The sequence below is a fragment of the Prevotella sp. BV3P1 genome (genome assembly GCF_000479005.1).
Classification (GTDB): domain Bacteria; phylum Bacteroidota; class Bacteroidia; order Bacteroidales; family Bacteroidaceae; genus Prevotella.
This window is the reverse complement of sequence record NZ_AWXC01000015.1, coordinates 1-25,207: the sequence shown is the minus strand read 5'-3', so window position 1 is coordinate 25,207 and position 25,207 is coordinate 1. Positions and strand designations below refer to the sequence as shown.

General features: G+C 48.6%; 19 protein-coding genes and 1 tRNA gene. 10 read left to right on the top strand and 10 right to left on the bottom strand.

Annotated features, from left to right (window positions below; translation table 11 throughout):
* Positions 1-106 precede the first annotated feature (106 nt).
* Both HMPREF1254_RS03675 and HMPREF1254_RS03670 read left to right on the top strand, forming a co-directional pair.
* The gene (locus tag HMPREF1254_RS03675; RefSeq protein ID WP_023057291.1) at positions 107-2,473 is read left to right on the top strand and encodes a TonB-dependent receptor; all 2,367 of its coding nucleotides are present in this window, start codon (positions 107-109) and stop codon (positions 2,471-2,473) included.
* 14 nt (positions 2,474-2,487) lie between these two features.
* Positions 2,488-3,534 carry a DUF4249 domain-containing protein gene (locus HMPREF1254_RS03670; protein ID WP_036879727.1) on the top strand — a complete coding sequence of 349 codons (1,047 nt, stop codon included), beginning with the start codon at positions 2,488-2,490 and terminating at the stop codon, positions 3,532-3,534.
* Positions 3,535-3,623: 89 nt separating this feature from the next.
* Here the strand turns inward: HMPREF1254_RS03670 and HMPREF1254_RS03665 are convergent, their stop codons facing one another.
* The 6 genes from HMPREF1254_RS03665 to HMPREF1254_RS03640 all read right to left on the bottom strand — a co-directional run bounded on the left by HMPREF1254_RS03665 (position 3,624) and on the right by HMPREF1254_RS03640 (position 12,015).
* On the bottom strand, positions 3,624-4,865 hold the full coding sequence (locus tag HMPREF1254_RS03665) for a D-alanyl-D-alanine carboxypeptidase/D-alanyl-D-alanine-endopeptidase (RefSeq protein ID WP_051331274.1): 1,242 nt from the start codon (positions 4,863-4,865) through the stop codon (positions 3,624-3,626).
* 75 nt (positions 4,866-4,940) lie between these two features.
* Positions 4,941-5,594, bottom strand: coding sequence for a carbohydrate-binding family 9-like protein (locus tag HMPREF1254_RS03660; RefSeq protein WP_023057307.1), 654 nt, complete (start codon positions 5,592-5,594; stop codon positions 4,941-4,943).
* Between the two features lie 7 nt (positions 5,595-5,601).
* Positions 5,602-6,699, bottom strand: coding sequence for a phosphotransferase enzyme family protein (locus HMPREF1254_RS03655; protein WP_023057310.1), 1,098 nt, complete (start codon positions 6,697-6,699; stop codon positions 5,602-5,604).
* Positions 6,700-6,832: 133 nt separating this feature from the next.
* Positions 6,833-8,221 (bottom strand): MATE family efflux transporter, encoded by a 1,389-nt coding sequence (locus HMPREF1254_RS03650; RefSeq protein WP_036879708.1) that lies wholly within the window; start codon positions 8,219-8,221, stop codon positions 6,833-6,835.
* 1,535 nt (positions 8,222-9,756) lie between these two features.
* Positions 9,757-10,416: an FKBP-type peptidyl-prolyl cis-trans isomerase gene (locus HMPREF1254_RS03645; RefSeq protein ID WP_036879725.1), complete on the bottom strand. Its 660-nt coding sequence runs from the start codon at positions 10,414-10,416 to the stop codon at positions 9,757-9,759.
* A 57-nt stretch (positions 10,417-10,473) separates the two neighbouring features.
* Positions 10,474-12,015: a glycine--tRNA ligase gene (locus HMPREF1254_RS03640; RefSeq protein WP_023057301.1), complete on the bottom strand. Its 1,542-nt coding sequence runs from the start codon at positions 12,013-12,015 to the stop codon at positions 10,474-10,476.
* Between the two features lie 154 nt (positions 12,016-12,169).
* On the opposite strand from HMPREF1254_RS03640, the gene HMPREF1254_RS03635 reads away from it, so the two are divergent.
* From HMPREF1254_RS03635 to HMPREF1254_RS03605, 7 genes are all read left to right on the top strand, one after another.
* The gene (locus tag HMPREF1254_RS03635; RefSeq protein WP_023057300.1) at positions 12,170-12,931 is read left to right on the top strand and encodes a YaaA family protein; all 762 of its coding nucleotides are present in this window, start codon (positions 12,170-12,172) and stop codon (positions 12,929-12,931) included.
* 133 nt (positions 12,932-13,064) lie between these two features.
* Positions 13,065-15,800 (top strand): DNA gyrase/topoisomerase IV subunit A, encoded by a 2,736-nt coding sequence (locus HMPREF1254_RS03630; protein WP_023057299.1) that lies wholly within the window; start codon positions 13,065-13,067, stop codon positions 15,798-15,800.
* Entirely contained in the window at positions 15,784-16,623 is an 840-nt protein-coding gene (locus HMPREF1254_RS03625) for a DUF3316 domain-containing protein (protein ID WP_051331273.1), read from the top strand. Before HMPREF1254_RS03630 ends, HMPREF1254_RS03625 begins: the two co-directional genes overlap by 17 nt.
* Positions 16,620-17,693 carry a S41 family peptidase gene (locus tag HMPREF1254_RS03620; RefSeq protein WP_023057292.1) on the top strand — a complete coding sequence of 358 codons (1,074 nt, stop codon included), beginning with the start codon at positions 16,620-16,622 and terminating at the stop codon, positions 17,691-17,693. The genes HMPREF1254_RS03625 and HMPREF1254_RS03620 overlap by 4 nt, the downstream gene beginning before the upstream one ends.
* 2 nt (positions 17,694-17,695) lie before the next feature.
* Positions 17,696-17,983, top strand: a complete 288-nt coding sequence (locus HMPREF1254_RS03615) for a hypothetical protein (protein ID WP_023057302.1) — start codon at positions 17,696-17,698, stop codon at positions 17,981-17,983.
* Between the two features lie 94 nt (positions 17,984-18,077).
* Positions 18,078-18,162, top strand: a tRNA-Leu gene (locus HMPREF1254_RS03610).
* Positions 18,163-18,332: 170 nt separating this feature from the next.
* Positions 18,333-19,238, top strand: a complete 906-nt coding sequence (locus tag HMPREF1254_RS03605; RefSeq protein ID WP_023057308.1) for a hypothetical protein — start codon at positions 18,333-18,335, stop codon at positions 19,236-19,238.
* Positions 19,239-19,345: 107 nt separating this feature from the next.
* Here the strand turns inward: HMPREF1254_RS03605 and HMPREF1254_RS03600 are convergent, their stop codons facing one another.
* From HMPREF1254_RS03600 to HMPREF1254_RS03590, 3 genes are all read right to left on the bottom strand, one after another.
* Positions 19,346-20,188, bottom strand: a complete 843-nt coding sequence (locus HMPREF1254_RS03600; RefSeq protein WP_036890941.1) for a CvfB family protein — start codon at positions 20,186-20,188, stop codon at positions 19,346-19,348.
* 85 nt (positions 20,189-20,273) lie between these two features.
* Positions 20,274-20,966 (bottom strand): ABC transporter ATP-binding protein, encoded by a 693-nt coding sequence (locus HMPREF1254_RS03595; RefSeq protein ID WP_023057305.1) that lies wholly within the window; start codon positions 20,964-20,966, stop codon positions 20,274-20,276.
* A gap of 88 nt (positions 20,967-21,054) precedes the next feature.
* Positions 21,055-23,190 carry a cation:proton antiporter gene (locus tag HMPREF1254_RS03590; protein ID WP_023057296.1) on the bottom strand — a complete coding sequence of 712 codons (2,136 nt, stop codon included), beginning with the start codon at positions 23,188-23,190 and terminating at the stop codon, positions 21,055-21,057.
* Positions 23,191-23,410: 220 nt separating this feature from the next.
* On the opposite strand from HMPREF1254_RS03590, the gene HMPREF1254_RS03585 reads away from it, so the two are divergent.
* Positions 23,411-24,424 (top strand): aspartate-semialdehyde dehydrogenase, encoded by a 1,014-nt coding sequence (locus HMPREF1254_RS03585; RefSeq protein ID WP_023057294.1) that lies wholly within the window; start codon positions 23,411-23,413, stop codon positions 24,422-24,424.
* 289 nt (positions 24,425-24,713) lie between these two features.
* Here HMPREF1254_RS03585 and HMPREF1254_RS03580 read toward each other — a convergent pair whose 3' ends face one another.
* Positions 24,714-25,091 carry a RidA family protein gene (locus HMPREF1254_RS03580; protein ID WP_023057297.1) on the bottom strand — a complete coding sequence of 126 codons (378 nt, stop codon included), beginning with the start codon at positions 25,089-25,091 and terminating at the stop codon, positions 24,714-24,716.
* Between the last annotated feature and the right edge of the window lie 116 nt (positions 25,092-25,207).

The following is a 25,207-nucleotide window of genomic DNA, read 5'->3' as shown; positions in this document are numbered from 1 at the left end:
CATAGCGTCTACATTCTACATTTTTACTAATTTTGTAGACAGTTTTCTTATAACTCATTCTTTAGTAACGCCTTCGAAGCAAGAAGGCAAGACGTTTTTTGTATTTATGAACATTTGGAAAAAATGTGTATTATGTCTGGCCGCCGTACTGTGTCTTGCGGCCTCAGCCCAAAAGCGGTTCACCATTAGCGGATATGTCAAGGACATCCACTCCAGTGAAACACTCCTCGGGGCAACCGTTCAGGACGCTGTCAGCCACATGGGGACGACGACCAACTCGTATGGATTCTACACGCTGACGCTCCCTGCCGGACAGGTTCAGGTGACCTATTCGTATGTAGGCTACGCACGCATGAAGAAGTCATTTGTGCTGGACAAAGACACCGTTGTCAACATCCAGCTCACACCATCGGCCAACCTGCCCGAGGTAGTGGTGTCATCGGCGAAAGATAATGCGGGAATCCTCGCCACCGGCATGGGCGTGACAGACATTGGTGTGAGTCAGATAGAACACACGCCCTCGCTGCTCGGTGAGACAGATGTCATCAAAACCATTCAGCTCATGCCTGGCGTGCAACCGGGATCCGATGGCGGATCGGCTCTCTATGTCAGGGGAGGCAATGGTGACGAGAACCTGATTTTGCTCGACGGCACGCCCATCTACAAGATTGACCACCTGTTTGGGTTCTTCTCGGTGTTCACGCCAGAGGCCTTGAAGAAGGTCACTTTCTATAAAAGTTCCTACCCCGCACGCTACAACGGGCGGTTGTCATCGGTCATTGATGTGAGGACGAAGGATGGCGACATGAACCACTTTCACGGAACGGCGTCGCTGGGTTTGCTCACCAGTAGGGTGCAGTTGGAAGGACCTGTCGTAAAGAATCGCACCTCATTCAACTTCTCTGCGCGTACCACCTACATCAACTGGGTGTTGCAGCCGTTCATGAAGAGCAACGAGAAGTTTGGCTATCAATTCTACGACCTTCACTTCAAGCTGAACCACCGCTTCTCGCACACAGACCGATTGTATCTGAGTGTATATCGGGGACACGACATGCTGAAAGAAGACTACAAAGATCGCTACAGCTCATCCAGCCACGAAATCAATTCTGCCTACGGTGACGACATCAACTGGGGAAACACCATCGCCTCACTACGATGGAACCATATCTTCAGTAACAACCTCTTTGCCAACATCACGGCGGCCTACAACCATTACAACATGCACCTGGACAGCTATGAACACTCATGGCGCACCGACGCAATTGAAAAGAACAGCACCAGCTACCGGTCGAAGATACGGGACTGGTCGGCCGCCATTGACTTTGATTACGAGCCGCTACCCTCACATAGAATCAAGTTCGGGTCGTCCTACACCTATCATACCTTCAGCCCAGAGACCTCTGGAAGCTTCTTCACGGAAGAGGGAAAAGATAGAAAGGTCAACAGATCGGGCGGGTATTTCTCCCCCAGCAATCCCATCTACGCACACGAGGCCTTGGCTTATGCCGAGGACGACTGGCGGATTCTGCCATCGCTTACCCTCAATGCGGGTGGGTCTGTGTCGATGTTCCATGTCAGGAATAAGTCGTACCTCACGTTTCAACCGCGTGTTTCGCTGCGCTGGCAAGCCCTGTCCGACGTGGCATTGAAGGCATCGTACAGCGAGATGTCGCAATATATCCACCTGCTCACCTCAATGCCCATTGCCCTTCCCACCGACTTGTGGGTTCCTATCACCGACAACATCAAACCGGAAAGGTCAAGACAATACAGTGTTGGTGCCTACTACACGGGCTGGAAAGGATGGGAACTGTCAGCTGAAGGCTATTACAAGCAGCTCGACAACGTGCTGGAATACAAGGATGGCATGAGCTTTATGGGATTCTCGGGCAACTGGGAGCGTTTGGTTAGCATGGGTGAGGGACGTTCAAAAGGTATCGAACTGATGTTGCGACGCACCACAGGACGCGCAACAGGCTGGCTATCGTACACGCTTTCCAAGAGCGACCGCAAGTTCAGCGAGGACAGTGGCGTGAATGGTGGAGAGCGATTCCCCTTCACCTACGACAGGCGGCACAACGTGAATATGGTGGCAAACTGGAAGATGACCAAGCGCATTGACTTGGATGCGACATGGTCGTTCTACTCTGGAGCAACCGCAACGATATCCTTGCAGAGAGGATACGAGATGACTCCCGAAAGCATCGGAGAGAGTAGTTATGTATCAAGTCGCAACAATTACAGGCTTCCACCTACGCACCTGCTCTGCTTAGGCATCAACTTCCGCAAGACACTGAAACGGGGCGTTGAGCGAACATGGAACGTCAGCGTGTACAACGCCTACAATGCGATGAACCCGAACTTCATACTTCGAAAGACTGACGAGTACGGAAGGGAAATACCAAACAAGCTGTCCAAATACACGTTGCTGCCCTGTCTGCCGTCGTTCACCCTCACTTATAAATTCTAATGACAAAGAATAGAATGAAAACTTACATATATTGTTGTCTCTCAGTCATGCTCTTTGGTCTGTCAGCATGCGAGAACGAGTTGGAACTTGACACGAAGACGGCCAGTAAGCAACTGTCGGTAAATGGATTCATCAATGCCGACAGCACCGTTAACAGGCTGTTGGTGTCGTTCACAGGTATTGACCATCCTACGATTGTCACCGATGCCACGATCAAAGTATCGGTCAATGGGAACCTGCGCGAGACCGTTCATGAGCTTCCAGCAGGTTCGGAACAATACATTATTCATGGTCGTTTCAGCCCAGGCGACCATGTGCGCATCGAGGTATCTACACCTGACAACAACTATCAGGCTTCCATAGATGAAACAGTGCCGCAGCCCATTGATAAGATTGAGCGTATCAGCACCAAGTTTGTCAAGGATGTAAGCTATGTGGACGAATATGAAATGGCGCGGGTTGACGACTTGCAAAAAATCAATCTCTCATTTCAAGACAATGGACAGCGAGCCGATTATTACCGTCTGACACTAACAGGATACCAGACTATCATGAACACACAGTTTAACTACACGCTGCAAAGAAAAGAGCCCACTTACCGGTATTTCGTCAGCAACATAGGCAGTTCTTACATTGCTACGGGCGACCCAATCATCATGGAAGGTAGGGTATGCACACCTTCAACAGACATGGGCTTTGCCTCACCCAACAATGTGGTGAACAAGATGGGCGTCTTCAACGACCTTTTGTTCAACGGACAGGAATGTTCCATCAGCGTATATTCCAAACTATACCTATTCAATAAAATATCTGATCCGGAGATGAAGACATCGCTTGACTTGGTGGCAACCATCTCATCGTACACATCAGCGGCCTATTACTATCTGAAAGCCATGAATCTGAAGAAGTCAACGTATTATGATGACTACAACGATTTGACCGGTCCCATCAAAATGCCATCCAACGTCAAGGGCGGAACAGGCTTGGTAGGATTCTACACTTCGAAGTCGATACCAGTTCATGTCTATGGAACTGATCGATATCCGCACCTATACGAGTGATAGAATAGGAAGATAAAATATGCGAAATGCCGTGTATGAATATCGCAATTGAGGTATTGATACACGGCATTTCCGTAAGAACACACATATCACTCTACCAGTTTTTCGCACAATCTACGTTGCAATACACGTGCATCAAGGACAGACATCTCGCTGCTCATCACGGCAAATGCCAGGTCGTGTCCGTTGTTTCCGCGGCAATAACCCGCCAGCGAACTGATGCCATAAGGATGCGACAGAGTACCCGTCTTAGCGTGTATCTTGCCTCTTGTCTTGGGTCCTGTCATCTCATGTGCCAACGAACCATCAACGCCAGCTATCGCAAGGTTTTGCATAAGCATCGTGTGAATACTCTTATCCTTATAGCCATACACGAGAATCGCCGTCAATGCTTGAGGAGAAAGATGATTGTAAGTACACAAGCCACACCCATCGTGTACAACCAATGAGGTGTCAGTCATGCCGAGATCTTCTCTTAAAAACTTTCTAAGATATTCTACCCCTGTGGCTGTTGGATCGGCTTGCGTGTTTATATGGTGGCCAATGGTATACAGTAGAGCGGTGGACTGCGTGTTGGAACTGTTCTTCCACATGCGCTTAATAATGCGATGAATGGGGGTACCGTATCTGTAAATGGCCTTTGAACCAGCAGGAATCGTACCTAATACCACCTGACTATCAGCGAAAGCGATACCTTGAGTGCGCATCACACTCTTCAAACTCTTCATCACTCGAGGCGCACCTTTGTAAAACAAGCCGTATCGACTGAATGATAAATCCCATGGATACCAATGCTCTTCGCTTTTAACAGGTTCCTGAATCACGAGATCTACAAAGATCTTGCCATCCACCCTATTGATTCCTCTCTTCTTTGCAGCCTGCCCAAATCGCACAAGTTCCTGTTCGGTGAACTGTGGATCCAGGCTTCCCTTGAAGGTTAGGTCGCCCTGAAGGACACCATCAGACACCTTTCCACGTTGATACAAGCCTGTAATATACAGATAGTCGCTGCCCAAGAGGTGTAACCCCGCCACGCCACAAAGCAACTTCAAGCACGATGCCGAAGGCTGTGACAAGGTTTCTTGGTAGCCATACACGGGCTTATCCGCAGTAAGGTCGTACACATGAAAGGCGAATTTCCCCTGCACTCTGGGGCCTTGTGCGAACGTTGCCAAGCGAGAACGCAGGCTATCGTCAATCGCTATATCAAGTTTCTTTCCTTTCGGTTCTTTCTGATGGGTATCGCTACAAGCCGCAAACAGGAGCGCAACACTCATCAAAATCATCAACGGAGTAGGCGCAACCGCCATCGTTCTAAAGATTTTCCTCATAGGCTGCAAAGTTAGTCATTTCTTTCCTAAACAACTTATCACAAAGGAAAGAATGAAAACCGCCCTGGTACTCATCTACTCAAACGTGATTTCACCAAAGAAATCGGGACGATGGAAATCGGGCTTCTCGATGTTGATAGGGTTCCATGATAGGAAATGTGGCTTCTGCAAGGCGTCGCCACACTTGTAAAAGTTGGCGCGGATGGTTTTCCCACTCAAGGATTTGATGTCATGCATGAAGAAAGTCTTGAACGGTATGATGAAAGCCATCTGCCAATCATAAGGCCCTTTGAGTTCTTCAAAAGGTCTACGACCAAGCGATGACCAGCGGTCAACCTGATCCAATACCGTCTGAGGAGCTAACGTTCTGCCTTCTCTTCCTTTGCCACATCCCACCAAGATGGTTCCTCCACAATTGCATTCTATATTATAATAGGTGCCATCATCGGCAGGCTGTGAGAAAAATTCGCAACAGGAGTCCTCCCAAACATGCCCATTATCATGAGGAGCCGCCGCGCGAATGGAGTCCTCTTTCACACGAAAGTGCAAGAAGATAGCGCGATCACTATAAGCAATTCGAAAGACCACCTGTGGCGTATAGGGATATTTCTCGGCCCAGTTGGCATGATCAATGACATGATATTCCACCCCTTCCTCATCCATCATAGAAGGAATGATGGCTGCGGCATAAGGATGCTGCTTGAGTTTCTTAACTGTTAGTTTTTCCATGACAAATTTATTGATTCAGACAAGTATGAATGAAAGATACCATTTCCGGTTCATGAGCGCAAACACGACGGAACAGACACAACTGATTCTGCGTGCGTACCAAATTATGCTTGTCGTAGTTAATCTTATAATAGGTATCACCATTGATGTAATCGGCCAGAAACCTCACGCACTGCATGTACGGGAAAAGCTTGGCAGCATACGGCAGATTCTTTATTTCGATGGGTTCCAAGAAGTCTTGAGCCGACTCAAGATAGCCTCTCGTGAACGCCTCGAAGATATCCATCCGGAAGTCTATCTGGTCAAATTCTTTTGAATCTTCGGCAACGGTATTGGCACCTGTGCGCAGAAAATCGCCGTAATCGGAGAACACGAAGCTGGGCATCACCGTATCCAAGTCGATGACACACAGCACTTTTCCATCCTTATCGAACATCATGTTGTTCACCTTGGTGTCACAATGACAGATGCGTTTCTTCAATTTTCCCTCGCGATACAGGCGTTCGGCCTTGCACATCTCCTCAGCATACTGCTCCAGTTCGTCCAAGATGGGCTGCACCTCTGCCACCCTTCCCACCTTATCTTCGGCTACGGCCTCGCGCAATTGGCGCATACGCAGCTCCATGTTGTGGAAATCGGGAATAGTTTCGCCCAACTGTTCAGGCACATCCACCAGCATCGACTCGAAGTTTCCAAAGGCCTTTCCGGCATGATATGAGTATTCGGGATTGACGGTTTCATAGGTTTTGGCATCAGGAATGAACAAAGAGATCCGCCAATACAGGCCTTTATCATCCTTGTAATAAGTCTTTCCTTCAGTCGTTTGGACAAATCGCAGTACCTTTCTGTCCAAGTCGTTCTCACCCTTTTCTTCCAGTTTCTGGCGGATATGCGCCGTCACCACCTCTATGTTGCGCTGCAACAGGTCTACATCCGTAAATATGGCATCGTTGATGCGCTGCAACACATAATCGGGAGTGTCCTGACCTCTTGTCACCACTCGATACGTATCGTTAATCAAACCATTGCCCAATGGCAATATGCGGTCTACCGTCCCCACGACTTCAAAGTGAGAAACTATCTGTTTAAGTTGTTCATTTTCCATGCATCATGTTGTTTGATGGTTGATTTTTTCAATAGATACAGCGCATTTCAAGACCGATCCACTGTCTCCTGTTCATGATTGTAATAGATACCGCAAAAATAAAGAATTATTCTCAAACGACAAAATGCGAGGGCTAAGAAGATACCTGTTGCATCTTATGGAGCCACTTGCCACTGAGCAATCGGTACAAGAAAATGCAGCCCCGGAAGGCCAGTTCTATGGCCATGGCTGTCCAAACGCCCGCCAGTCCATATTGAGGAGCCAGCATAGCGGCCAGGGTAAGGCGCACGCACCACATGGACAGCAGGTTCATCATGGCAGGTTTCAAGGTATCACTTGCCCCAACGCACACACTGTAAACAACGATGGCAGCAGCAAAGAAGGGTTCGGCGAAGGCCTCGATGCGCAGGCTCTGGATGCCCAACACACGGATTTCCTCCACCGGTGTGAGCACACCAATCATTTCTGGAGCGAAGATGTACATCAGTATACCCATGAAAGCCATGACGCCCATGCCCAGCCACACCGTCATGTGGGCGAAGCTCTTGCAAATGTCATATCGCCTGGCACCCGCACTCTGTCCCACCAACGTGGTTGCTGCCTCCCCAATACCATATCCCGGCATGTAACAAAGGCTTTCGGCAGTGATGGCGAAGGTATTGGCTGCGATTGATACCTTACCCAAAGGTGCCACGATAATGGTGCTGACAATCTGCGCCCCACTCATCAAAATGGATTGGGCAGCCATAGGCGCACCTATCTTCAAGGCGTTTGTGACATAGTTTGACATCCATCTGAAAGGGCCCTCGTCTTGCTTCAAAGCCAAAATCTTGTTGCGGAAGATGGCGAAGTAAGCCTGCATCACCGAACCAATGAGGTAGGCTGTTGCGGTTCCAAAGGCCGCTCCCAACACCCCTAAATGCAAGATGTAGATGAAAAAATAATTAAAACAAACGTCCATGATGCACATACCCACACTCATCATACTGGGTATTTGCATGTTGCCCGAGCATTTGAGCATGGCGCCTGTGAGGTTGGCCAGTTGGATGAAAGGCATGGCTAAAGCAAACACCAGGAAATAGAGCGAGGCATCATGTGCGATGTCTTCCGTTCCGCCCAGCCAATAAGGTAGTGGTTGATAAATAAACAATGCAATGACCGCGATGACCACACTTAACAGAAGACAACAGATGAGTCCATGCCTGAACACTTGTCGTGCTTTCACAAAGTCGTTGGCTCCGATGAAATGGGCTACCTGCACGGAGAAGCCCATGGATGCCGAAGCGGTGATGCTGCCCAACAACCAGGTAGTACTTTCTACCAAACCAATTGATGCTGACGGATTGGTTCCCAAATGTCCCACCATCGATGCGTCGATGAAGAACATCAGTACGGTGGTGATCTGTGCAAGAATAGAAGGAATACTCAACTGTACAATCAAGTTGAGTTTCTCCCCATTCGTCATGACCCTACCCTCACGAATGCTGGCCAGCAGTGCATCTGTTTTGGTCGTTGAAAACATCTCGTCTAATTCCGTTATACAGATAGCGCAAGCCGAGGACAAAGGAAACTTGTTTGCTTTGTTAAGGCGCAGCCTATCTTTGGCAAAGATAGAGCAAGCCGAAGGCAAAGGAAGTTTACTTACTTTGTTGAGGCGCAGCCTATCTTCTGCAATGATAGAGCAAGCCGAGGACAAAGGAAGTTTACTTACTTTGTTGAGGCGCAGCCTATCTTCTGCAAAGGTACAGATTATAATTTGTTTTGGGTGAGATTTTCCAGAAAATCCTTTACGATTACGTCCCACATATCAACACATCGTCCAGCGAGGCGGAACGTAATAAACCATGCCCCTACGTTGTTTGAAAAAATGACAATAAAATGGAGCATAAGAATTTGAAATGTAGAAAAAATCTATAGGCTTATGGTAGGCAAGCGGTCACCATTTTCGGTAATAAAACTTCATTTTTGGTGCAAAACCATTAGTTTTACCCCATTATCAAGGTCACTTTGCTGCGCAATAGATAACAGATTGCGGTGTAAAAGCATGCTTATTGAGCCTCAAGAGCAATGCTTTTTCGCATAAGGACACCGAAAACTTATTGAACAGCCCACAAATAATTCTCAATTAACTAACATTCAATAATTTACAAAACTATCTTATTTTTGGCGTATTTTCGGCCAGGCCAGAGGTTGATGACTTAGAAGCAAATTATAGAAGGCCTGTTGTCAAGAATATTTCCACTATTCATCGTTCTTTTCAGGTGCCATTGCCTGCTTAACCACAACGGCGCAGGGTGCATCATCAAACGAGCAGATGGAGAAAAAACGGCATAAAAAAAGCGATTCACCTCTTCAGTGTAATCGCTCCTTGTCATATTGATTTCTTTCTATAATCTCTCAAAAAAGGAAGTATTTTTTGTTTCTCTCACGCCCCTCCCCCGGCGTAGCCAGTGCAGCACTTAGCTGCGACTAGGCTTTTCATCCAATCCTAAACAATCTTTTACCTAACCTTCTCCAACGCTTATCATGTGGTTGGAGCCTTTTACTATTGAAGATTTCTCCTTACTAACAACCTTAAACTTTACCTTAACAAAACCTATTTTCGTCTATCCTAAAACACTTTTACCTTGACTAAACCTATCTTCTGTCTATCCTAAATCTTATTTACCTTGACTAATACCTCTTCTGTGTCTATCCTAAAATCTTTTACCTTAACTAATACCTATTCGATGTTATCCTCTGTCAAGCCTTCTCTTTACCAACTAATACCTGATATCTTCATCTTTTACCTTTGGTTCTAATACCTATGATATCTCTCAAATTTTCAATTGAATCAATTTGTTTTCGAACGTCTCCCGACATCCTTTTTGTCTTATTGACGATGCAAAGATACTGCTGTTTCCGCACACAGCAAAGAAACAACAGGTGGTTTTTACACAAAAACGGTGTTTCTTGATGTAAATCAAAATGAAAATGACATATCCATATAACGACAAAAAGCCAAGCAAGTCATCCGAATTCGAAGTACTTGCTTGGCCTTTTAAGTTGGCATTCAGTCTATTTCTTGATCCAAGAACCTGATGCCACACCTGCTCGGGTAGGAGCTTTGGGGCGATAATAGCCAGCCAAACCGATGTCGAAAATTAGCGTTGAATAGCCGGGGATTTCGCTTTTGGGAGCTTTCTCCGTACCATAGCCCAATTTATAAGGTATGTAAACCTCCCAACGGTCACCAACAGACATGTGCAATAGAGCCGTGGTAAAGCCGTCGACAAGGCCACTCACAGCGAATTTCGCAGGATTCATGGTCTGCGGATTGTACGCACCCGAATAGCTACGGTCGAACAAATAGCCTGCCGTATAGGTGGCTGAAGGGATGAGGCGGCCACGGTAGTTCACCATCACCGAATCGGTGTACAGCGGACTTCCAGAGGTACTGTTGCCACATTCCAACACATGCACGATGATATAATTGTTCAAATCGGCATGAAAGTTCTGTCCGTCGGCTGGCAACGACCAGTTGCGAATGATCTTCCAGTTCTGGTCGCCCTTCGCAATCCGCTCTTGCGTTGCGGCATGAAGCTGTGCGAAATAGGTTTCGTTCTTATGTTGCCAGTCGGCAAACTCTTCCACCTCGCCGCTGTCTTCGCTACACGATGCCATCGTGAAGACAGCCATCATGAGCAGAAGAAGGTAGCATATTGAATTTTTCTTCATTGTCGTTTCGTTCTGATCTGCCTGCATAAGCCTTGAATGGCTTGCGGGCAGTGGGATTTATTGCAATTTTTTCAGCAAGCTGGTGATACTTACCTTTTCTTCTATCACCGAACACAGCTCGCTGATGTCCACGCGTTGCTGTTGCATCGTGTCACGATGGCGCAGCGTCACCTTATTGTCTTTCAGCGTATCAAAGTCAACCGTCACGCAATAAGGCGTGCCAACTGCATCCTGACGGCGATAGCGTTTACCGATAGAATCCTTCTCATCGTAGCTCGTATTGAAGTGGAACTTCAGCAGGTCTACAATCTCACGCGCCTTCTCGGGCAATCCCTCCTTACGCACCAAAGGCATCACCGCGCACTTCACCGGTGCCAAAGCCGCCGGCAAACGAAGCACAACACGCTTTTCGCCATTCTCTAATTCTTCTTCCTGATAGCTGTGGCACATCACGGAGAGGAACATGCGGTCTACGCCGATGGAGGTCTCGATAACGTATGGTACATAGCTCTCGCTGGTCTCTGGGTCGAAATATTTCAGGTTCTTGCCACTGAACTTCTCGTGTTGCGACAAGTCGAAGTTGGTACGCGAGTGTATGCCTTCCACCTCTTTGAATCCAAATGGCATCTTGAACTCGATGTCGGTGGCTGCATTGGCATAGTGAGCCAACTTTTCATGGTCGTGGAAACGATAGTTTTCTGCACCGAAGCCCAGTGCCTGATGCCACGCCATGCGTGTCTGTTTCCATTGCTTGAACCACTCCAACTCGGTACCGGGCTTCACGAAGAACTGCATCTCCATCTGCTCGAACTCGCGCATACGGAAGATAAACTGGCGTGCCACAATCTCGTTGCGGAAAGCCTTACCAATCTGTGCGATACCAAAAGGCAGCTTCATGCGCCCCGTTTTCTGCACGTTGAGATAGTTCACAAAGATGCCTTGCGCCGTTTCTGGTCGCAGATATATCTTATTGGTAGCGTCCGAGAGCGAACCCATTTCGGTGGAGAACATCAGGTTGAACTGGCGCACGTCAGTCCAATTCTTGGTGCCACTGATGGGGTCTACGATGCCTTCATCCAGGATAATCTGTTTCAGTTCTACCAAATCGGGACCTTGCATGGCCTGTGTGTAACGCTCGTGCAGGGCATCACGCTTGGCCTGATGGTCGAGTACGCGCTGGTTGGTGGCCCTGAATTGTGCCTCATCGAAAGCATCACCAAACCGCTTGGCAGCCTTAGCCACCTCCTTGTCGATTTTTTCTTCGTACTTAGCAATCTGGTCTTCTATCAGCACATCGGCCCGATAGCGCTTCTTCGAGTCGCGGTTGTCTATCAAGGGGTCGTTGAAGGCGTCCACATGCCCGCTGGCTTTCCAGATGGTGGGATGCATGAAGATGGCCGAGTCTATGCCCACGATGTTGTCGTGCAACAGCACCATGCTCTTCCACCAATATTCTTTGATGTTCTTTTTCAGCTCAACACCATTCTGTCCATAGTCGTAAACGGCTGCCAAACCATCGTATATGTCACTGCTGGGAAACACAAAACCGTATTCCTTGCAGTGGCTCACAATCTTTTTGAAAACATCTTCCTGTGCCATATCTATTTCAATTTATGATTCTATAATGTTTGGCAAAGATACTGATTATTTTCGAGTAAGCGGGCATCTCACCTGTAATTCTTTGTGTTTCGTGGCATTTTAAGCGAGTTTCTACCAATCATTTTGTATTTTTGTAAGCAAAAAGAATCGTTCCATGCAAATACTCCTTTCGTGCGCCAAGGACATGACGGACACCGCTGCCATCACAGACTTGGGCGCCACACAGCCCATCTTTCAGCGAGAAGCCGAGCAAACGGCCGTGCAACTCACGAGATACAGCGCCGAAGAGTTGGCTGAAATGTTGCACGTCAACCCACAGTTAGCGGCGCTCAACAAACTGCGTTATGCTCGTTTCTTAGATCCCAGTCCTACCCTTCAAGCCGCATGGGCCTATCACGGCATCGCCTTTAAGAAATTGGATGCCGCCGCCATGACTGCCGAGCAACAGCTTTATGCCGAGCGTCACCTGTGGATTACCTCGTTTTTGTACGGGCTACTTCGCCCGCTCAATGGTATCAAAAGCTACCGACTGGAAGGCAACGTGCGTCTGCCCGAATACGACGATCAAACGATGTTTGACTTTTGGAAACCGCACCTGACAGATGTTCTCATCCAGTCGGTTCTCGATGACGACGGAATCTTGCTGAACTTGGCGAGCGGGGAGATGAAGAATCTGTTCGACTGGAAACGCATCCGAAAGGCAGTGCGCATCATTGAGCCAGCCTTCAAGGTACGCAAAGGTGACAAACTGCGCACCATCGTGGTGTACGCCAAGATGTGTCGGGGAGCCATGGCGCGCCATGTCATTGTGCAGCAAGCGCACGATCTTGACATACTCAAAGCGTTTGAATATGAAGGATTTGCATACGATGAGCAAGAGAGCAAAGGCGATCATTGGGTGTTCACCATGCTTTAACACCAGTTGTGCGGTTTAACATCTACCCTGTTGTGCTGACATTCCAGCAGCAAAGCTAACTGACTTTTGCACATTTGGCTTATTTTTCTTACTTTTGCATATTGACTTTTCATCCTCTTTTTAATTCACGACAATGAGCGATAAAACAACAGATATAGACAACCCGGAAACAGAAGACGACGAGTTGCAGACCGACCAGCATTCTGATTACCAGCCAGCCGACCGATTTGACGCTTCGGCAGTACACCATTTGAGCGGAATGTACAAGAATTGGTTCTTGGATTATGCCTCGTATGTGATCTTAGAGCGTGCCGTTCCACACATAGAGGACGGGTTAAAACCTGTACAGCGGCGCATTCTGCACTCGATGAAGCGCATGGACGATGGCCGATACAACAAGGTAGCGAACATCGTTGGACACACCATGCAGTTTCATCCCCACGGCGATGCGTCCATCGGCGACGCTTTGGTACAGATGGGACAGAAAGACCTATTGGTAGACACGCAAGGTAACTGGGGAAACATTCTCACGGGCGACCGCGCCGCCGCACCCCGATACATCGAAGCACGACTGTCGAAATTCGCGCTCGACGTGGTGTTCAATCCCAAAACCACCCACTGGCAACTGAGCTATGACGGGCGCAACAAGGAGCCCATCACACTGCCGGCAAAGTTTCCTTTGCTGTTGGCACAGGGTGCGGAAGGCATCGCCGTAGGACTGAGTTCGAAGATTCTGCCACACAACCTGAATGAGATTTGCGAGGCTGCGATACATTATCTCCGAGGCGAAAAGTTCCAACTGTATCCCGACTTCCCCACGGGTGGCAGCATTGACGTGGAGAAATACAACGACGGACAGCGGGGCGGAACGCTGAAGGTGAGGGCCAAGATTGAGAAACTGGACAACAAGACGCTGGTAATCAAGGAAATTCCGTTCAGCAAAACCACCACCACCCTTATCGACTCGATACTGAGAGCGATAGACAAAGGCAAGATCAAGGCCAAGAAAGTGGACGACAACACGGCTGCGGAGGTGGAAATTCAGGTACATCTGGCACCGGGGGTGAGCAGCGACAAGACCATCGACGCGCTGTATGCTTTCTCCGATTGTGAAATCAACGTGTCACCCAACTGTTGCGTTATCGAGGACGACAAACCCGGCTTTCTGACCATCAGTGACGTGCTGCGGCACAATGTGGACAGCACCATGGGCCTACTTCGCAAGGAATTGGAAATACGCAAGAACGAATTGCTGGAACAATTGTTCTTCGCCTCGTTGGAGAAAATATTCATCGAAGAGCGTATTTACAAAGACAAGAAATTTGAAGAGGCTAAGGATTTAGACACCGTGGTGGCTCATGTAGACAACAGATTGGAGCCATTCAAGCCCAGCTTTATCCGCGAAGTGACGCGCGACGACATCTTACGTCTGCTGGAAATCAAGATGAACCGCATCTTGAAGTTCAACAAAGACAAAGCCAACGACTTCATCGCACGCACGCAAGCCGACATCAAGAACATCGACCACGACTTGGCTCACATGACTGACGTGACCATCCATTGGTTCGAGTTCATTCGTGACAAGTACGGAAAAGACCATCCCCGACGGACTGAAATCAGGAGTTTTGAAACCATCGAGGCCACCAAGGTGGTGGAAGCTAACGAGAAGTTGTACATCGACCGGCAGGAAGGGTTTGTGGGAACCGGACTGAAAAAGAACGAGTTTGTGTGCAACTGCTCCGACATCGACGACATCATCATCTTCTACAAGGACGGAAAGTTCAAGATCATCAGGGTGGCCGATAAGATATTTGTGGGCAAGAACGTGATTCACGTGCAGGTGTTCAAGAAGAATGACAAGCGCACTATTTATAATGTAGTGTACCAAGATGGTAAAAAAGGCACTTACTTCATCAAGCGTTTCAACGTGACCAGCATCACGCGAGACAGGGACTACGACCTGACACAGGGTAAGCCTGGATCGAGAGTGATGTATTTCACAGCCAATCCGAACGGTGAGGCCGAAACCATCAAGGTGACGCTGGACCCCGATCCGAAGAAGAAGAAACAGAATATCTTCTTGGAAAAAGACTTCACAGAAGTACTCATCAAAGGCAGAGGAGCCAAAGGCAACATCCTGACCAAGAAGGCTGTTCACCGCATTGGCCTGAAGAGTCACGGACATAGTACGCTTGGTGGCCGAAAGGTTTGGTTCGACCCCGACGTCAATCGCATCAATTACGAAGAGCATGGACGGTTCTTGGGCGAGTTCAACGATGATGATGCGATACTGGTCGTGCTGACCAATGGTGACTTCTACATCACCAACTTTGATCCCAACAACCACTACGAGGACAACATCCAAGTGCTGGAGAAATGGGATGAGCGCAAGGTGTGGAGCGCCGTGTTGTTCGATGCCGACAACCAAAACTATCCATACGTGAAGCGATTCATGATGGAAGCGACCAAGAAGAAGCAGAATTACATCGGCGAGAATCCAGACAGCAAGCTGGTCTTTCTCACCGACGTGGCCTATCCCAGGCTGTTGGTGACCTTCGGTGGTAATGATGCCACGCGCCCTGCACAGGAAATTGACGTGGAAGAGTTTATTGCCGTCAAGGGATTCAAGGCCAAAGGCAAGCGCATCACCACATGGGAAGTGGACAAGATTGAAGAACTGGAACCCACACGTTTCCCCGAACCACCAGCCGACGAACGCGACAACGACCAAGAGGAAGAGGGCGAAGGCCAAGAGGATGCTGATGTAAACGAAGAAAATCTCGACCCGGATGCAGGAAAAAGTCAACAGCAGGTGATTGACGAAATATCGGGACAACTAAACCTGTTCAGCGATGAAGACTTGGGATAATCACAGGAAGCCAGCATGGCAGTGGGCGTGTATCGCACTAATGCTATGTTGGTCAATGGGCATAGCGGCACAAACAGATGCCACACCGTTAGACAAAACAACCACCAACGTCAAGATGATTGGCTGGGGCTGCGTGGACATGCTCGACACTTATCTATCTCCTGAACGCTATAAGGGATGGCAAATCAACTACCTATCGCATACCATGCACGAGCGCGAAGACCGTCGCATCAGCACTTTGAACGTGCACCAAGGTAGTTTTGCACACGCCGATAACAGGGCAGGTAACGCAAACGAAATGCAGGCGATGTACCATTTTGCATACGCCTGGCATTACAATTGGCACTTTTTGAACCGACGTTTGAACGTCAAGGCCGGCGGCATGCTCAACACACACCTCGGCATGTTGTACAATGCCCGCAACTCAAACAATCCCATGCAGGCGAAAGTGGGGCTGAACGTGGCTCCAACAGTCATGGCAAGCTATCGTTTCAGCATCAAGAACAAGCCGCTGACGGTGCGCTATGAGGCCGACGCACCACTGTTGGGCATGATGTTTTCGCCCAACTACGGTCAGTCATATTACGAGATTTTCTCAGAAGGCAATTACGATCACAACGTCGTTGTCACCCATCCGGTCAACGCTCTGTCACTACGACAGATGCTCACCCTCGACTTCTCATTACACAAAACCACGTTCAGGATAGGCTATTTGGGCGACTATCAGCAAGCCCATGTGAACCAATTGAAATACCACACCTATTCGCATATGCTCGTATTGGGCCTTGTGAAGAAATTCACCTTAAACAATCTCCGCCCATGAAACAGTTGTTCTACCTATTGATGGCCTGTTTTTGTTTAATTGGTTGCGTCGACGAAGAGCAGTTGCCAGACACTCCTCGGGGCAACATGGAAGCCTTGTGGCGCATCATTGACGAGCATTACTGCTTCTTTGAATACAAGAACATTGATTGGCAAGAGGTGTATCAGCGCTATTCCAAGCAGATGGAAGAACGCATGGGACCAGAGCAACAGTTTGAGGTACTGTCGAACATGCTGGCCGAACTGAAGGATGGACACGTCAATCTTTACACCAGTTTTGACCACGGACGCTATTGGAAGTGGCACGAAAACTACCCATCCAACTTCAGTGACACCCTGCTGAATAAATATCTCGGCACCGATTACCGCATCGCCACGGGCATGCGATACCGAATATTGGACGACAACATCGGCTATGTTTACCTGGCATCATTCAGCAACGGCATGGGTGCAGGCAATCTGGACAACGTGTTGTACCACCTGGCACCGTGCAACGGACTCATCATTGACATCCGCAACAATGGTGGGGGCATGCTGACATCGGCCGAACAGCTGGCCGCACGATTTACCAATAAAGAGCTGCTGGTGGGCTACATGCAGCACAAAACGGGAAAAGGCCATCGAGATTTCTCCGAATTGCGCGAACAACGACTCAAGCCGAGCAAAGGCTTGAGATGGCAGAAGAACGTGGTGGTGCTGACCAACCGACAGGTGTTCAGTGCGGCCAACGAGTTTGTTAAATACATGAAGGAGTGTCCAAACGTCACGATCGTGGGCGACCGTACAGGCGGCGGAGCCGGACTTCCTTTCTCCAGTGAGTTGCCTAACGGCTGGGGCGTTCGTTTTTCAGCCTGCCCCATGTACGATGTGAACAAGCAGAGCACGGAGTTTGGTATCGATCCCGATTATCGCGTGGACATCTCCCATGAAGACTTTCTGCGAGGAAAAGATACCATCATCGAGTTCGCACGCCGCATTCTCAGCGCACACGACAGGCAGACAGCAATAACGAACCATACCAAAGCCTGCAAAGAGCAAATGGGTCGTAACAATCCTACAAACGGACATTGACAATGAAACAAACGGTTAGTCGCATGAAACAATGGCTGCAAGGACTGTCTTTCCGCACAGGCGTGATTGTGCTTTGTATCTGCATCCCCTGTTACATTCTTTCTTTCGCCCAGATGCTGCTTCCCATCAGCCAAGCCTCCAAAGGAGCGTTGTGGGTGGTGTTCTTTGGATTGGCCAAAACCTTCCAATATGGCGGCCTCACGATTCTTGGAGTGGATGGCTACAAACGATTGAAGAATAAATTCGGTCATCACAATAAGAACAAAAAGCCACGAACACCACAAGAATAAGACCTGCACATGAAGGATATTTCGTTGGAAAGCAAAAAAACAGCTCAAAACAAATAATAATAGAATATTATTCATTACCTTTGCAACCGCCTGAGCGCCCGTGGCGAAATTGGTAGACGCGCTAGACTTAGGATCTAGTGTTTTGCGACGTGTAGGTTCGAGTCCTATCGGGCGCACCAAAGAAATCCTAACCGCTTGAATGTATGCGGTTGGGATTTTTCATTCACGCCTTTGGCAACATGCTGTGAGAAAAGCCTCAACAGGTTCTTCACATTGCCCAGGTGTTCATGAAAAGCAAAATAGAAAGTTACAAAATAAAGTTTTCACGATTTTCAAATTAAGACACTACATGAAAGTACTATCAAGAATTTGCCCAACGCTGATGTTGGCATTGTTTACATGTGTCGCATTTGCGCAGACACACGTTGGTATGACCGTCAAATTTCCCGCAGACATCGACGATCACCTCTATTGTTACCACGACTACCCTTACACAGGTAAGCCACTTCAGGGTGCCGTCAAGTCGATAACGCTTGAGAGCGAAGATCAAAAAGCGGTGTACTCGTTTGACAAGGCCGGACGATTGACAGGGCTGTCCGATTATTCCAGTGGTAAAGAAATGATATATAAGCACTACAAATATGACAAGCAGGGACGCCCTGTCAAAAAGGAATACATGGACAATGGCTATAAATGTTCAGCCATTCTCATACCCGACGAGTTCGGCAATCCGCTGGAAAGAAGATACAAGGAAGGCGGATACAAGGAAACAACGATATTTTCTTATGATTTTGCCAAGCGTCAGGTGACGGCCAAGCCGACTGAAGGCAACAATGCACAAGGATGGACTTATTACTTTGACGAGAAGGGCAGGGTTACTCGCAGGGAGAAACCTGGGAAGAATTTGAGCAAATTAGTTACCACCTATGCATACAACGATCAGGATCAGCTCGTGAAACAGACAGACCATTTCGTCAAGGATGGCTATTACAGCTATGAAGAAGAAACAACCGTCCAGACCATCAGCTACGACGAGCGAGGATTTATCAGCAGAAAAGACAAGGTGACCTCATGGAGTGCCCAAGACAAAGATAAGGATGGGAAGCTAAAGTCAGAGGTTCGTAAGGGTGACAAAAAGAGCTTCGTGCTGTATTCTGATTATGAGCTTGACGGGCATGGTAATGCTGTGAAGAACACAATCAACCACAATGGCAAGAAGCCCGAAACGGTTGTCAGGAGCATCATATATTATTGATAACGCCGTCTTTCATGGTGTTTGGAGGGCAACTATGCGCTAGCGAAAGCCCCCCACTCGTCCACCGACACATATACAATCGCAAAAACCCGCAAGTCTGTCAATTCTTACTTGCGGGTTTTCTGTAGATAGATGCCATCTGGCTCAATCGATATGAGGTGGCGTTTGTACAGGTCACCAATGGCCTTCTTGTAGTTTTTCTTGCTCACCTCGAAGCGATGCTTTATTTCTTCGGCATCACTCTTGTCACCCAAGTCGCAATAGCCGCCATGTTCTTGCAGATATTGCAACAGCGTTTCGGCGAAATCTGCAACCACCTTCTGCCCCATAGGCTGCAACGTTACGTCTATTTTCCCGTCCTCGCGCACGTTGGCGATGTATCCTTTCATGCGGTCGCCCGTGTGAACAGCCTTGAATATTTGGTTATCGTACACCAAACCCGCATGCTGGTTGTTGATGATGACCTTGAAGCCCAAGTCGGTTTTCTGCCAAATCAGCAGGTCGACCTCTTCACCCTGATGATAAGTTGGATGGCTGTCAGATAAGAAATGTTCCACCTTTGCCGATGATACGATGCGGTAACTCTCCTCGTCGAGATAGACGTAAACGATGTAACGCTCACCCAGCTCCATGCGCTTTTTCTGTTCTCGGAACGGACAGAACAAGTCCTTCATCAGTCCCCAGTTTAAGAATGCGCCATACTTGTTCACCCACGAGCATTCCAAATAGGCGAACTCGCCAACCCGAGCCAATGGCGTTTGCGTGGTGGCGACCAACCGTTCGTCTTGATCGAGATAGACGAACACCTCAAACGGCTCGCCTATTTTATAATAATCCGGCACATAACGTTGAGGAAGGAGTATCTCACCCTCTTCCCCTCCGTCCAAATAAAGACCGAAATCCACCTCTTTGACAACTGTCAACTGGTTGTAGTCGCCCAACTTAATCATCGTGCGAGCCGATTCACTGGCCTGTTCTCGCTTCTCTTCCGACACATTCTCTTGCGGATGACCTGCATGTGTGTTTTCCATCTTGTTATTCCTTGTTTTCCGCAGGCTCAATGTCCATTGCTTGCGGTTCAATCAGTCTGCCGTCTTTCATGTGAATGGTTCGGTCGGTCAGGGCAGCCAGTCCCTCATCGTGGGTCACGATGACGAATGTTTGACCGAACTCATTACGCAAATCGAAGAACAACTGATGCAGTTCAGCTTTGTTTTGAGAGTCGAGACTTCCGCTGGGTTCGTCGGCCAAAATAACAGCCGGATGGTTGACCAGCGCACGCGCCACGGCTACCCGTTGTTTCTCTCCGCCCGACAGTTGGTTGGGCTTGTGGTGGGCACGGTCAGTGAGTCCCATGAACCCCAGCAGCTCTTGCGCCCGCTTCTTGGCCTCACCCTGGCCCTTGCCGGCAATGTAAGCCGGAATCAGGACGTTCTCCAAAGCAGTGAACTCTGGCAGCAATTGATGAAACTGAAACACAAAACCGATATGACGGTTGCGGAAGTCGCTCAACTTATTCGATGACAAGCCATTGACCAGGATGTCATTCACCTTCACTTGCCCGTCATCAGGCTGGTCAAGTGTGCCGATGATTTGCAGCAACGTAGTCTTGCCAGCACCGCTGGGTCCCACGATGCTGACCACCTCTCCCCTATCGATATGCAAATCGATGCCTTTCAACACCTGCAGGTTGCCAAACGACTTTGTAACGCCTTGAATATCTATCATAAAAAATAATTCTTTTCTGTTTGCATCACCCCATGAAGCCTGTTATTTGCAAAGATAAATAATAATTTCTGAAAAGCCCCACAGCCCCTCACCATTTTCTCTTACCCAGCGCATTTTTAATCCAGCTACCTAACACCTCGTAGGCCGAATGTTCCTCAGTATGTTGCGACTGCGAGAAGGTCATGTCTTCGTCCTGAGCACCATACTGATCAGGGAAAATAATGAGCAGCGTCTTTCCTGAGAAGTACTGCCTGATCTCCTCGGCAAGATTTTCCAAGGCATTTTTATACGAAACCGTACCCTTTCGTGCCGCCACCACCACGAACATGTGATCGGCCGCAATGGTAGCAGCCAGCTTGGGCACCTCGTTCCAGTGCGTCATTTCGACAAATTCTACACGCACCTGCTCATGCCTGTTCTGCACATATTGACGAATCAAGGCCAGCGTGTCACCGCGTCCATGAAACTGTATGCGGCATTCCAACTGGGCCGCCATGCGCGACAAACGCTCCAACCATCGGTAGAAGCCCGGCTCAAATTGCGCTCTCGACGGAACAGCCACCACGATGCGCCGCAAGGTGTTGAGGGGTTGCATCAACCTCGCCATGACGATTTGGCAATTCAGTCCGTTGACCAAACTCTGATGAAACTGCCCCCAGAATTTCTTAGACACCTCCGTATGCGTGTGCATGCCAATGATGATTTCGCTGGCACGAAACTCTTGAAAAGCGTGCTTGATGCCATTGGCAATGTTCACCGCAATACGTACCTGGGTCTGCACAGCCACATCCGACCCAGCTGCGTATCGACTCACCTGCTCAAGCAAGCGTCGGCCTTTCTCTTGGTTGGCGCGCATGTTCTCATCCTCGTACACCACATTGAGCGCCGTCAGCGGTCTGTTCAGTTTCTTGTTCCGCATCAGGAGGGCCAGATTCACCAGATGGTCGGCATATTCGGGATATTTTACGGGAATCAGCATGTGTTCATCGTTCTCATTCGCACTCTCCACGGGGGCCACGTCTTGATCGCGAAGTGTGATTTTCTGCGCCGAATGTTCGGTTACCAGCGTTGAGATGACACAGGTAAACAGAATCATGAGCACCACCCCATTGAGCAGATCGTCGTCGACGAGGTAGACACCGGGGGCTGTTTCAATCTTCATTCCCACCATCACCATGGCAATGGCGCCAGCCGCATGGGCAGAGGTGAGCCCAAACATCATCGTTCCAGATGACAGCGGCAGCCTGAAACCGATGCAGGAAACATAAGCAGCCAGCAGTTTGCCCAACGTTCCCATCACCGTGATGACAAACAGGATGAGCAGGATGCTGCCACCACTGAACAAGCCACGCAGATTGATGAGCATGCCCACGCCGATGAGAAAATAAGGAATGAACAGCGCATTGCCGATAAACTCGATGCGGTTCATCAATGGAGAAACGGCGGGAATGTAGCGATTCAGTATCAATCCGGCGAAAAATGCGCCGAAGATACCTTCAAAACCAACGGCTGCGCTCAATGCGGCACTCATAAACATCATGAGCATGACAAATACATACTGCATCACGGCATCGCTATAACTCCGTAGAAACCACCGGGTAAGACGAGGGATGAGCATAATCATTGCGACGCAATAGACGGCAAACTTAAGAGCGAAAAACAGCCAGAACGACAGGTTGGCGTCACTTTGATACGAGGCGACGATGCCGGCCAGCAGGGTAAGCGCCAACAACAACGAGAGCATGGTAGACCCAACGCTGAGCATCACACTGGGCTTTCGCTGCAAACCATAGCGACTCACGATGGGATAAGCCACCAGCGTGTTGGAGGCCATGATGCACCCTAACAGTAACGACGACATCACAGAATAGCGAAGGATGGAAACGCTGCTGACATAAACCAACACAAGTGGAATGGCAAAGGTGAGCAAACCGAATGTCAACATGCGGTACTTGTTCTTCTTCACACCCTCCACGTCCATCTCGAGCGCAGCCAGAAACATGATGTAGTAGAGTCCCACATTGCCGAAAAGCTCAAACGAGTTGTCACGATCCAGGATGCTCAATCCGTGTTCACCCAGCAACACGCCTGCGAGTACCATGCCGATGATGTGCGGAATGCGCAACTTGCCCATGACGATGGGGGCCAGTAGGATGACCAGCAGGACGACAAGGAAAATCAATGTCGGATCGGAGATGGGAAAGTAGGCTGACAATTGCGACATCAAACTTAGTATTAGGCAACAAAGTTAATCAAAAAAAATGGATATCAAAGTTGATTTCCGCTGAAATTGAAAAAGCAAGAACAATGAATTATCCACTATACCACGCTCATCAGATGGATTCAGAAATGACAATAAAAAATGTCACTCATTATAGGAAGAACAAATGAATAATTCGTAACTTTGTCGGCAAGAATATTTATAATCAACATATTAGCAAATCATGAAAGTAGCGATTGTTGGCGCAAGTGGCGCAGTGGGTCAGGAGTTTTTACGCATTTTAGACCAACGGAAGTTCCCGTTGGACGAGCTTGTTCTGTTCGGTTCTCAGCGCAGTGCCGGTACAACATACTCGTTTCGGGGCAAAAACCATGAAGTAAAGCTCTTGCAACATAATGATGACTTTAAAGACATTGACATCGCCTTCGTATCAGCCGGCGGTGGCACTTCAAAAGAATTTGCCGACACCATCACCAAGCATGGCACCGTGATGATTGACAATTCCAGCGCATTCCGCATGGAGGAGGACGTACCCTTGGTGGTGCCTGAAGTGAATGCGGAAGACGCTCTGAAACGTCCGCGCAACATCATTGCCAATCCCAATTGCACCACCATCATGATGGTGGTGGTACTGAAACCCATCGACGACCTGAGTCACATTAAGCGAGTGCACATCTCGTCCTACCAGAGTGCCAGTGGAGCCGGTGCGGCTGCCATGGCCGAGTTGCAACAGCAATACAAGGAACTGGTAGAAACAGGCAACGTGAAGACCGTCAGCAAGTTTCCACATCAACTGGCATACAACGTGATACCGCAAATAGACGTGTTCACGGACAACGGATACACCAAAGAAGAAATGAAGATGTTCAACGAGACACGCAAGATTATGCACTCGGACATTAAGACCAGCGCAACGTGCGTGCGTGTATCATCGTTGCGTTCGCACTCAGAATCGGTATGGCTGGAGACCGAACGCCCACTATCCGTTGAAGAGGTGCGACAGGCTATTGCCGCTGCACCCGGATGCGTGGTGAAGGACGACCCAACCCAAGCATCGTACCCCATGCCCTTGGAATCGGCCGGACATGATGACATCTATGTGGGCAGGATTCGTAAAGATTTGGCCGACGACAACGGCATGACGCTATGGTTGACAGGTGACCAAATCAGAAAAGGAGCGGCTCTCAATGCCGTACAGATTGCCGAATACCTCATCAAGGTGGGCAATGTGAAATAAAAAACAAAAGCGTTTAATCGCAGACGAACGCATATCCCCTGCACATCGCATTAGCAGGCGGTAGAAAGAGCATTGCTTTTGGCGGTCAAACCCAATGAGTTTGACCGCCAAAAGCAATGACTTTATTCCCTAATCCCATTGATATTGGAAATGAACGTTCTACCCCAAGGGAATACTGGGGTATCTTAGCTTTGTCATTTTCTCAAAATAAGTGAGCAAACTATCGAAGAGTTCAATGAAAAAGCTAATCACTCCCCTCCCTTTCGGGGAGGGGTTGGGGGAGAGGCATTTACCCTTTCACCGCAACACACTCCACCTCTACCAATGCCTCTTTGGGCAGCGTACGCACGGCAACGGCAGAACGGGCAGGATAAGGCTCGGTAAAGAACTGGGCATACACCTCGTTCATAGCACCGAAGTTAGCCATGTCGGATAGATACACCGTGGTCTTGATGACTTTGGACAAATCCAGGCCAGCAGCCTTCAACACCGCTTGGGCATTAAGTATGGATTGACGGGTTTGCTCTTTGATGCCACCCTCTGGGAATTTTCCTGTAGAAGGATCAATTGGTAATTGACCAGATGCAAAAACAAAGCCATTGGCTTCGATGGCCTGACTGTACGGCCCCACTGCAGCAGGTGCCTTTTCTGAATGGATAGATTTCATGATTGATAGTTTTAAGGGCGGTTCTATCAATTACCACCGTAAAGTTTTTTATGTTGGGCGGTTTACGTTTTGTCATCTTGCGGTCTCTTTTGGGTTCAATTTGCTTGTTCGTTCAG

Bases quoted from the DNA above. Each gene is read 5' to 3' on its own strand.
- HMPREF1254_RS03645 (WP_036879725.1), bottom strand. From the start codon at position 10,416: ATGAAGAAAAATTCAATATGCTACCTTCTTCTGCTCATGATGGCTGTC.
- HMPREF1254_RS03630 (WP_023057299.1), top strand. From the start codon at position 13,065: ATGAGCGATAAAACAACAGATATAGACAACCCGGAAACAGAAGACGAC.
- HMPREF1254_RS03660 (WP_023057307.1), bottom strand. From the start codon at position 5,594: ATGGAAAAACTAACAGTTAAGAAACTCAAGCAGCATCCTTATGCCGCA.
- HMPREF1254_RS03635 (WP_023057300.1), top strand. From the start codon at position 12,170: ATGCAAATACTCCTTTCGTGCGCCAAGGACATGACGGACACCGCTGCC.
- HMPREF1254_RS03580 (WP_023057297.1), bottom strand. From the start codon at position 25,091: ATGAAATCTATCCATTCAGAAAAGGCACCTGCTGCAGTGGGGCCGTAC.
- HMPREF1254_RS03590 (WP_023057296.1), bottom strand. From the start codon at position 23,190: ATGTCGCAATTGTCAGCCTACTTTCCCATCTCCGATCCGACATTGATT.
- HMPREF1254_RS03640 (WP_023057301.1), bottom strand. From the start codon at position 12,015: ATGGCACAGGAAGATGTTTTCAAAAAGATTGTGAGCCACTGCAAGGAA.
- HMPREF1254_RS03585 (WP_023057294.1), top strand. From the start codon at position 23,411: ATGAAAGTAGCGATTGTTGGCGCAAGTGGCGCAGTGGGTCAGGAGTTT.
- HMPREF1254_RS03655 (WP_023057310.1), bottom strand. From the start codon at position 6,699: ATGGAAAATGAACAACTTAAACAGATAGTTTCTCACTTTGAAGTCGTG.
- HMPREF1254_RS03620 (WP_023057292.1), top strand. From the start codon at position 16,620: ATGAAACAGTTGTTCTACCTATTGATGGCCTGTTTTTGTTTAATTGGT.
- HMPREF1254_RS03595 (WP_023057305.1), bottom strand. From the start codon at position 20,966: ATGATAGATATTCAAGGCGTTACAAAGTCGTTTGGCAACCTGCAGGTG.
- HMPREF1254_RS03665 (WP_051331274.1), bottom strand. From the start codon at position 4,865: ATGAGGAAAATCTTTAGAACGATGGCGGTTGCGCCTACTCCGTTGATG.
- HMPREF1254_RS03615 (WP_023057302.1), top strand. From the start codon at position 17,696: ATGAAACAAACGGTTAGTCGCATGAAACAATGGCTGCAAGGACTGTCT.
- HMPREF1254_RS03605 (WP_023057308.1), top strand. From the start codon at position 18,333: ATGAAAGTACTATCAAGAATTTGCCCAACGCTGATGTTGGCATTGTTT.
- HMPREF1254_RS03675 (WP_023057291.1), top strand. From the start codon at position 107: ATGAACATTTGGAAAAAATGTGTATTATGTCTGGCCGCCGTACTGTGT.
- HMPREF1254_RS03670 (WP_036879727.1), top strand. From the start codon at position 2,488: ATGAAAACTTACATATATTGTTGTCTCTCAGTCATGCTCTTTGGTCTG.
- HMPREF1254_RS03600 (WP_036890941.1), bottom strand. From the start codon at position 20,188: ATGATTAAGTTGGGCGACTACAACCAGTTGACAGTTGTCAAAGAGGTG.
- HMPREF1254_RS03650 (WP_036879708.1), bottom strand. From the start codon at position 8,221: ATGTTTTCAACGACCAAAACAGATGCACTGCTGGCCAGCATTCGTGAG.
- HMPREF1254_RS03625 (WP_051331273.1), top strand. From the start codon at position 15,784: ATGAAGACTTGGGATAATCACAGGAAGCCAGCATGGCAGTGGGCGTGT.